This window comes from Rhodoplanes elegans (assembly GCF_016653355.1).
GTDB classification, from domain to species: Bacteria; Pseudomonadota; Alphaproteobacteria; order Rhizobiales; family Xanthobacteraceae; genus Rhodoplanes; species Rhodoplanes elegans.
In genome coordinates this window covers 1-8,276 of record NZ_NHSK01000276.1, presented here as the reverse complement: position 1 = coordinate 8,276, position 8,276 = coordinate 1, and the positions used below count along the sequence as shown (strand labels likewise).

At 72.0% G+C, this 8,276-nt stretch carries 8 protein-coding genes; 3 read left to right on the top strand and 5 right to left on the bottom strand.

All coding sequences use genetic code 11. From position 1 onward, the window contains the following. A partial coding sequence (locus CCR97_RS28610) for a DUF992 domain-containing protein (protein WP_244670731.1) occupies positions 1-536 on the top strand: 536 nt, incomplete at its 5' end. Positions 537-615: 79 nt separating this feature from the next. Here CCR97_RS28610 and CCR97_RS28605 read toward each other — a convergent pair. From CCR97_RS28605 to CCR97_RS28590, 4 genes are all read right to left on the bottom strand, one after another. Continuing rightward, positions 616-1,038: a RidA family protein gene (locus tag CCR97_RS28605; RefSeq protein ID WP_244670730.1), complete on the bottom strand. Its 423-nt coding sequence runs from the start codon at positions 1,036-1,038 to the stop codon at positions 616-618. Beyond that, positions 1,028-2,110 carry a DSD1 family PLP-dependent enzyme gene (locus CCR97_RS28600; protein ID WP_111358268.1) on the bottom strand — a complete coding sequence of 361 codons (1,083 nt, stop codon included), beginning with the start codon at positions 2,108-2,110 and terminating at the stop codon, positions 1,028-1,030. Before CCR97_RS28600 ends, CCR97_RS28605 begins: the two co-directional genes overlap by 11 nt. Positions 2,111-2,183: 73 nt before the next feature. Then, positions 2,184-3,215, bottom strand: coding sequence for a tripartite tricarboxylate transporter substrate-binding protein (locus tag CCR97_RS28595; protein WP_111358266.1), 1,032 nt, complete (start codon positions 3,213-3,215; stop codon positions 2,184-2,186). Beyond that, the gene (locus CCR97_RS28590; RefSeq protein WP_245428980.1) at positions 3,212-3,838 is read right to left on the bottom strand and encodes an HAD-IA family hydrolase; all 627 of its coding nucleotides are present in this window, start codon (positions 3,836-3,838) and stop codon (positions 3,212-3,214) included. The genes CCR97_RS28595 and CCR97_RS28590 overlap by 4 nt, the downstream gene beginning before the upstream one ends. Positions 3,839-3,936: 98 nt before the next feature. On the opposite strand from CCR97_RS28590, the gene CCR97_RS28585 reads away from it, so the two are divergent. Next, positions 3,937-4,854 carry a LysR family transcriptional regulator gene (locus CCR97_RS28585; RefSeq protein WP_111358264.1) on the top strand — a complete coding sequence of 306 codons (918 nt, stop codon included), beginning with the start codon at positions 3,937-3,939 and terminating at the stop codon, positions 4,852-4,854. A 30-nt stretch (positions 4,855-4,884) separates the two neighbouring features. Here the strand turns inward: CCR97_RS28585 and CCR97_RS28580 are convergent, their stop codons facing one another. Continuing rightward, the gene (locus CCR97_RS28580) at positions 4,885-5,829 is read right to left on the bottom strand and encodes a hydrogen peroxide-inducible genes activator (protein ID WP_111358263.1); all 945 of its coding nucleotides are present in this window, start codon (positions 5,827-5,829) and stop codon (positions 4,885-4,887) included. A gap of 157 nt (positions 5,830-5,986) precedes the next feature. On the opposite strand from CCR97_RS28580, the gene katG reads away from it, so the two are divergent. Then, positions 5,987-8,197, top strand: coding sequence for a catalase/peroxidase HPI (gene katG, locus CCR97_RS28575; protein ID WP_111358262.1), 2,211 nt, complete (start codon positions 5,987-5,989; stop codon positions 8,195-8,197). Positions 8,198-8,276: the final 79 nt, after the last annotated feature.

Genomic DNA, 8,276 nt, shown 5'->3' with positions numbered 1-8,276 from the left:
GCTCGCTGTATCAAGGCACCCGCCAATTCCGGCTGGAGGGGATATCCATGCTCAAGACCTGCTCGACCCTGGCGGCGCTCGCCACCATCGCGGTGCTCGCCGCGCCGGCTTCGGCCCAGGCGCCCGGGTCGTCCTGGACCCAGGTCGGCATGCTCGACTGCCGGGTCGACCCGAGCATCGGCTTCATCATCGCCGGCCACCAGTCGATGACCTGCCGCTTCTCGCAGAACGCCCCGATCCCGCCGCAGACCTATCAGGGCGCCATCAACACGGTCGGCATCAATATCGGCGTGTCGGCCGGCGGCCGCCTCGCCTGGGGCGTGTTCGCGCCGACCACCGGGGTGCCGGCCGGCGCGCTCGCCGGCGAGTATGTCGGCGCCAGCGCCGACGCCGCGATCGGCCTCGGGGTCGGCGCCAACGTGCTGATCGGCGGCTCGAACCGCACCGTCGCGCTGCAGCCGCTGTCGCTCGAAGGCTCGGTCGCCTTCAACGTCACGCTCGGCCTGTCGGCCCTCAAGCTGCGCTACGTGAACTGATCCGGGCCTTCGGCCGGATCACGAAGCGGCCGGGCCGCGCGCCCGGCCGCTTCGGGCAATGCGGCGCCCGCCGCTCCCGTCAGCCCAGCGCCGTCGCCTCGACCTCGATCAGGGCGCCGTGGTGGAGCGCCGGCACCGGGACGACGGCGCGGGCCGGCCGCGCCGACCCGGCCCAGGTGGCGTAGAGCGCGTCGAAGGCCGGCCAGTGCGCGATGTCGCTGACGTAGACGCGCACCTGCACGAGCCGGTCGACGCCACTGCCGGCGGCCGTGAGCGCCGCCGCCACATTGGCGAGCACCTGCGTCGCCTGCGCCGCGAACGGCGCATCGGCGAGCACCCGGCCGTCGGGCGCGATCGGCAGCTGGCCGGCGACGAACACGAAGCCGCCGGCCCGGACCGCATGGGCGTAGTGCCCGCCGGGCTTCGCCATCCCGGTCGGCGCGACGGCGACGATGTCGCCGCCCGGGCCGCGCGCAGGGTCGCGCGTCGTCTCACCAGCCATGGAAGCGGTGCCAGACCTGCGTCGTGCCGTCGGCGTCGCGCACGTGGTAGGCGTCGAACTGCGTCGCTGTGGCGCAGGCGTGATTGGGCAGGATGCGCAGCCGCGTCCCGACCGGGAACCGCCGCACGATGTCCGGATCGGCCGTGCCGTCGCGGCGCGCGACAATGCCGTGCTCCTGATTGGCGCCGCTGACGACGAGGTCGTCGAGCAGCGTGCCGGCGGCGTCGCAGACGGCGCCGTAGCCGTAGTCGCGCTGCTGCGCCTGGGTGCCGCGATCGCGGCTCATCGCCATCCAGCCGGCGTCCGTGATGGCCCAGCCCTTGTCGGGCTGGTGGCCGATCACGGTCGTGAGCACCGACAGGGCGATGTCCTGCGGAGCGCACACGCCGACATTCGCCATCACCAGATCGAAGAACACGTAGACGCCGGCCCGCACCTCGGTGACGCCGTCGAGACTTTGGGCCGACAGCGCCGTCGGGGTCGAGCCGACGCTGACCACCGGGCACGGCAGCCCGGCGGCGCGCAGCCGCGTCGCGGCGCGCACGCAACCGGCGCGCTCCTGCTCGGCCATCGCCTGCAGGGCCGCGGGCGTGCTCAGGCCGTAGGAGCTGCCGGCATGCGTCAGCACGCCGGCAAGCGTCGCGCCGCCCTGGCGGAGGATCTCGCCGATGTCGATCAACAGGTCGTCGTCCGGCCCGACGCCGGAGCGGTGGCCGTCGGTGTCGACCTCGATCAGCACGTCGAAGGCGTGCTGATCGGTCCGCCCCTTGTCGACCACGGCCTGGGCGCCGGCGAGCGAGTCGACCAGCACGGTCAACCGGCAGCCGGCGCGGCGCAGCGCCAGCACGCGGTCGAGCTTTTGCGGCGCGATACCGACCGCGTAGGTGATGTCGTCGAAGCCGGCGGCGAAGAACGCGTCGGCCTCCTTCAAGGTCGAGACCGTGATGCCGCGGGCGCCGGCGTCGCGCTGCAGCCGCCCGACCTCGATGCATTTCGAGGTCTTCACGTGCGGCCGCAGCGTCGCGCCGAGCGCGGTCACGCGGGACTGCATCAGCGCGATGTTGCGCATCATCACGGCGCGGTCGAGCACCGCGGCGGGCGTATCGATGGTGTCGAGCGTCACGATGTCCTCAACTTCGGTATCCTCAATCCAGCGCGGCGCCGAGCGCCTTCAGGGCCGGCACGTCGCGCGCCACGCCGTCGGCGATCAGCTTCGACACGGCCGCCGGCGCGAGGTCGTCGCCCTGCGGCAGGTCGACGCCGACGGCCTGCATCTTTGCGCGCAAGGCGGGGTCGGTCAGCGTCTCGCGCAGCGCCGCGTTCAGCCGTGCTGCGAGGGCGGGCGGCGTGCCCTTCGGCGCGAAGATCGCGCTCCACGAGCGGAAGCTCACCTGCGGATAGCCGGCCTGCGCGACGGTCTGGAGGCCGGGAAGCTGCGGCACCGTGTCGTCGCTCAGCACCGCGACGGCCTTCACCTTGCCGGACGTGACCTGGGCGAGCGCCGTGGTCGGCTGGTCGCACATGAAGTCGATATGGCCGCCGACCAGATCGTTCATGGCCGGCGCGATGCCGCGATACGGCACATGGGTGGCGGGCTCCTTCATCGCGGCGAGCAGGATCACGCAGGCGAAGTGCGAGATCGAGCCGATGCCGGCGCTGCCATAGGTCGTCTTGGCCCCTTTGGCGGCGATCCGGGCCTTGAGACCTTTGAGATCTGAGACACCGAGCGCGGGATTCACGACGACCAGCATAGGCGCCGTGCCGGCGAGGCCGATCGGCACGAAGCTCGTCGCCGGATCGTAGGGCAGCGTCTTGTAGAGCGCCACGTTGGCGATGTGGGTGCCGATGGTGCCGAAGCCGAGCGTGTAGCCGTCCGGCGCCGCCGCCGCGACCTTGCCGAGCCCGATGGTGCCGCCGGCCCCGGCGATGTTCTCGACCACCACGGTGCCCTTCAGCGTCTCGGCGAGCCCGTGAGCGACGGCGCGGGCGAGCGCGTCGCTCGGGCCGCCGGCCGGGAACGGCACCACGAGCGTGATGGGCCGGGCCGGGAACGCTCCCTCCTTGCCGGCGTCCTTGCTCGCCTCCTGGGCCGCCGCCGGCAGTGACGCGGCGGTGAGCCCGAGGGCGAGCAGGAGCGAGGCCGCGCGGCGGCGGGTCGGACGATCGGTGCGTTTCATCGGGGGTGCTCCAGCCAGGACACGAGACCATCGAGCGTCGGCATCTCGATGTCGGGGGGCGGCGCGCCGTCCGGCCGGGCGAGGCCGATGCGGTTGTGCCAGTAGGTCCGCAGCCCCACGGCCGCGGTGCCGAACAGGTCGTAGCCGGAGCCGGCCACGAAGGCCGCCTCGGAGGGCGCGACGCCGAGCCGGTCGAGCGCCAGTCGATAGGGCCGCGGGTCGGGCTTGTAGACGCCGGCTTCCTCGGCCGTGACGATGCAGTCCCAGGCGACGTCGAGCCTCGCCGCAGCGAGGCGGCCGAGCCGGACCGAGCAGTTGGTGACGACGGCGAGCCTGGTGCGGCCGGCGAGCGCGTCGAGCGCCGCCTGGGCGCCGCTCCACACCGGCAGTTCCAGCCAGCGCGCCTCGAGGGCGGCCGGCGCAGAGGGCGGCAGCCCGACCGCGGCGGCGGCCTCCTGCACCAGCGTGTCGTAGTCCACATAGGCGCCGCAGCCATAGGTGCGACGCAGATAGTCGGCCCGCCAGGCGCGGCCGGCGGTCTCGGATCCGGCGGCCGCGTTCCACACGGTCCAGGAGTCGAGAAGGGCGGTGAGAAGATCGAACAGGACGGCTCTGGGCAGCACGGCGGTCACTCGGCTGGCTCGGGGACACGCTCGGATGCTAGCGCGCAGCGTGCCGCCTGTGTTTAAATCGGGTGAAAGCTGCCCTTAAGCTCAATTGAATGATCACGCTCGACGACCTGCGCTTCGTGGACGCGCTCAGCCGCACCGGCTCGCTGAGCGCGGCGGCGCGCGCCCTCGACGTGACGCCGCCGGCGCTGTCGATGCGCCTGAAGCGCCTGGAGCAGGCGCTCGGCGTCGGCCTCGTCGTGCGATCGTCGCGCAGCCTGCGCTTCACCGGCGAGGGCGAGCGTCTGGTGGCGGAGGCGCAGGCGCTGCTCGGCCGCATCGAGGCGCTGCCGGACGAGCTCGCCGCCGCGGGCCGCAGCGTCGCCGGCCGCCTGCAGGTGGTGGCGCCGTTCGGCTTCGGACGGCATCACGTGGCGCCGCTGATCGCCCGCTTCGCCGCGAAGCATCCCGCCGTGCGGGTCGCGCTCGATCTCTCGGAACGGCCGTGGCGCGAGAACCAGGACGCCGACGTGGTGATCCATATCGGCGAGGCGCGTGATTCGGCCTGGATCGCGCATCTGCTCGCCCGCAACAGCCGGTGGGTCTGCGCCAGCCCGGAGCATGTGCGGCGACACGGCGCGCCGGCGCAGCCGCGCGATCTCCTGGGCCACGCCTGCCTGTGCGTGCGCGAGAACGACGAGGACGTGACGCTGTGGCGGTTCCGCAAGGCCGGGCGCGGCGCGGCGTCGTCACGGTCCGATGCGATCCGGGTCTCGCCGGTGTTGACCAGCAACGACGGCGAGGTGGTCCGCAACTGGGCGGTCGACGGACTCGGCTACGTGCTGCGCTCGGAATGGGACGTGGCGCCGCTGGTGCGCCGCGGCGTCCTGCAGCGCGTGCTGACAGGATGGGAGTTCGGCGCCGCCGACGTGCTGGCGCTCGTGCCGGCCCGCCGCGGCATCTCGGCCCGGGTCAGCCAGTTCGTCGGCTTCGTCGAGGCGGCGTTTCGGCCGCGTCCGCCTTGGCGCTGAGGCGGCTGCGCACCCGCGTGGACGCGCCTCTCACGCCGGCACGGCGGCGCCGGCCAGGCAGGCGGCGGTCGGCAGCGCGCCGGCGTCGCTGACCCCGAGCGCGCCGGTGATGCGGCGGGCCAGGATGGAAAAGTCGGCCTTGCGCGGCGAGGTGCGGCGATAGGCGAGCGCGATGGTGCGGCCCGGCTCCGGCGCCGCGAATCGCAACAGTTTTATGCGCGTGTTGTCGCGCTCCACCGCAGCGGCGACCTGCGGCAGCAGGGTCGCCCCGTAGCCGGACGCGACGAGCTGCACCACAGTCGCGAGGCTGGTCGCGCCGAGCCCGCCGGCGTCGCCGCGCCCGTTGGCGCAGACGGCGAGCGCCTGGTCGCGCAGGCAGTGCCCTTCCTCCAGCAGCAACAGCCGCTCCTGCGCGATCGCGCCGACCGCGACCGGCGTCGCGGCGGGGCGCGGGTCGGCGGCCGGCACGGCGAGCACGAACGGGTCCTCGAACAGCGCCAGGGTCTCGATCTCCGGCTGCTCGACCGGCAGCGCCAGCATCACCACGTCGATCAGGCCGCGGCCGAGCTCGTCGACGAGGGTCCGGGTCTGGCTTTCGCGCAGCTCGACGGTCAGCGCGGGATGCTGCCGCTGCAGCGCCGGCAGCACCTTGGGCAGCACATAGGGGGCGAGCGTCGGGATCACGCCGAGCCGCAGCGTGCCGGCGAGCGGGCCGGCGTGATGGCGGGCGAAGTCCTCCAGATCGCGGGCACCGGCCAAGAGCTCCTCGGCCCGGCGGGCGATCTCGACGCCGACGGGCGTGAGGGTCACGTCGCCGGGACGGCGCTCGACCAGCTCGACCCCGAGCCGGGCCTCGAGGTCCCTGATCTGCATCGACAGGGCGGGCTGGCTCACCGCGCAGTCCGCCGCGGCGCGGCCGAAATGCCGGGTCCGCGCCACCGCCCCGAAATAGCGCAACTGCTTCAGCGTGATCATGGCGATAAGTTATCCTTATCGGAGTACGCAGGCAATACGATTAGACCTGATCGAAAGAAGCGCCCATGGTGCCGCCATCCCGACGCCGAGGCGAACGCGAGCACGCGGGCCGCCGGCGCGGGACGAGACCACAGCCCCACCCCCGGGAGCGAGAGACATGGACGCGAAGACGGACGACAAGGGCGCGGGCAAGTGCCCGTTTTCGGGCGGCAGCCGTGGCCACCGGAACCGTGACTGGTGGCCGGAGGCGCTCGACATCGGCGTGCTGCACAACAACTCGAAGAAGTCCGATCCGATGGGCGAGGACTTCGACTACGCGGCCGAGTTCAAGAGCCTCGACCTCGCCGCCGTGAAGGCCGATCTCACCGCCCTGATGACCGACTCGCAGGAGTGGTGGCCGGCCGACTGGGGCCACTATGGCGGCCTGATGATCCGCATGGCCTGGCACTCGGCCGGCACCTATCGCATCACCGACGGGCGCGGCGGCGCCGGCGCCGGCCAGCAGCGCTTCGCCCCGCTCAACTCGTGGCCGGACAACGCCAATCTCGACAAGGCGCGGCGCCTCCTGTGGCCGATCAAGCAGAAATACGGCCGCAAGATTTCGTGGGCCGACCTGATGGTGCTGGCCGGCAACGTCGCGCTCGAGTCGATGGGCTTCAAGACGTTCGGCTTCGCCGGCGGCCGCAAGGACGTGTGGGAGCCGGAGGAGCTGTACTGGGGCCCGGAGGGCTCGTGGCTCGGTGACTCGCGCTACTCGGGCGAGCGCCAGCTCGAGGAGCCGCTCGCTGCCGTTCAGATGGGCCTCATCTACGTCAATCCGGAAGGCCCGAACGGCAACCCCGACCCGGTCGCGGCCGCGAAGGACATCCGCGAGACCTTCTACCGGATGGCGATGAACGACGAGGAAACGGTGGCGCTGATCGCCGGCGGCCACACCTTCGGCAAGACCCACGGCGCCGGCGACCCGTCGCTGCTCGGCCCCGATCCGGAAGGCGCCGCGATCGAGGATCAGGGGCTCGGCTGGAAGAGCGGCTATGGCACGGGCTTCGGTGCCGACACGATCACGGGCGGCCCGGAGGTGATCTGGACGACCACGCCGACGAAGTGGAGCAACAACTTCTTCTGGAATCTGTTCGGCTACGAATGGGAGCTGACCCAGAGCCCGGCCGGCGCCAAGCAGTGGCGGGCGAAGGCCGCGGGCGCCACCATTCCGGACCCGTTCGATCCGAACAAGAAGCATGTCCCCACCATGCTGACGACGGATCTCGCGCTGCGCTTCGATCCGATCTACGAGAAGATCTCGCGCCGCTTCATGGAGAATCCGGACCAGTTCGCCGACGCCTTCGCGCGCGCCTGGTTCAAGCTCACCCATCGCGACATGGGCCCGCGCGTGCGCTATCTCGGACCCGAGGTCCCGAGCGAGGTGCTGATCTGGCAGGATCCGGTGCCGCCGGTCGACCACGAGCTGGTCAGCCACCAGGACATCGCCGATCTGAAGGCGAAGATCCTCGCCTCCGGCCTCTCGGTGTCGCAGCTCGTCTCGACCGCCTGGGCGTCGGCCTCGACGTTCCGCGGCTCCGACAAGCGCGGCGGCGCCAATGGCGCGCGCATCCGCCTCGCCCCGCAGAAGGACTGGGAGGTCAACCACCCGGACGAGCTGGCCAAGGTGCTCTCGACGCTGGAAGGCATCCAGGCGGCGTTCAACGACGGCCGGACGGACGGCAAGAAGGTGTCGCTCGCCGACCTGATCGTGCTCGGCGGCTGCGCCGCCGTCGAGAAGGCGGCGAAGGACGCGGGCGTCACCGTCACGGTGCCGTTCATGCCGGGCCGCACCGATGCCACGGCCGAGCAGACCGACGTCGAGTCGTTCAAGGTGCTGGAGCCGCGCGCCGATGGCTTCCGCAACTACATCGCCAAGCGCACGCAGTTCATGGCCCCCGAGGAGGCGCTGGTCGATCGGGCTCAGCTCCTGACCCTCACCGGCCCGGAGATGACCGTGTTGATCGGCGGCCTGCGGGTGCTCGGCGCCAACCACGGCCACACGACCCACGGCGTGCTCACCGACCGGCCGGAGCGGCTGACGACGGACTTCTTCGTCAACCTGCTCGACATGCGCTGGCGCTGGGAGCAGTCGGCGACCGAGGGCGTGTTCGAGGGCCGCGACCGCAAGACCGGCGAGCTCCGGTGGACGGCGACGCGCGTCGACCTGATCTTCGGGGCGCATTCGCAGCTTCGGGCCTTCGCCGAGGTCTATGCCTGCGGCGACGCGCAGCAGAAGTTCGTGACGGACTTCGTCGCCGCCTGGACCAAGGTGATGAACGCCGACCGCTTCGACATCGTCGGCGCCGGCACCCACAAGGCGGCGTGACGTCCCGCCTGCGACACGATGGCGCCGACCCGATCTGATCAGATCGCGCCGGCGCCAAAGATCACCCCCGCGATCACCC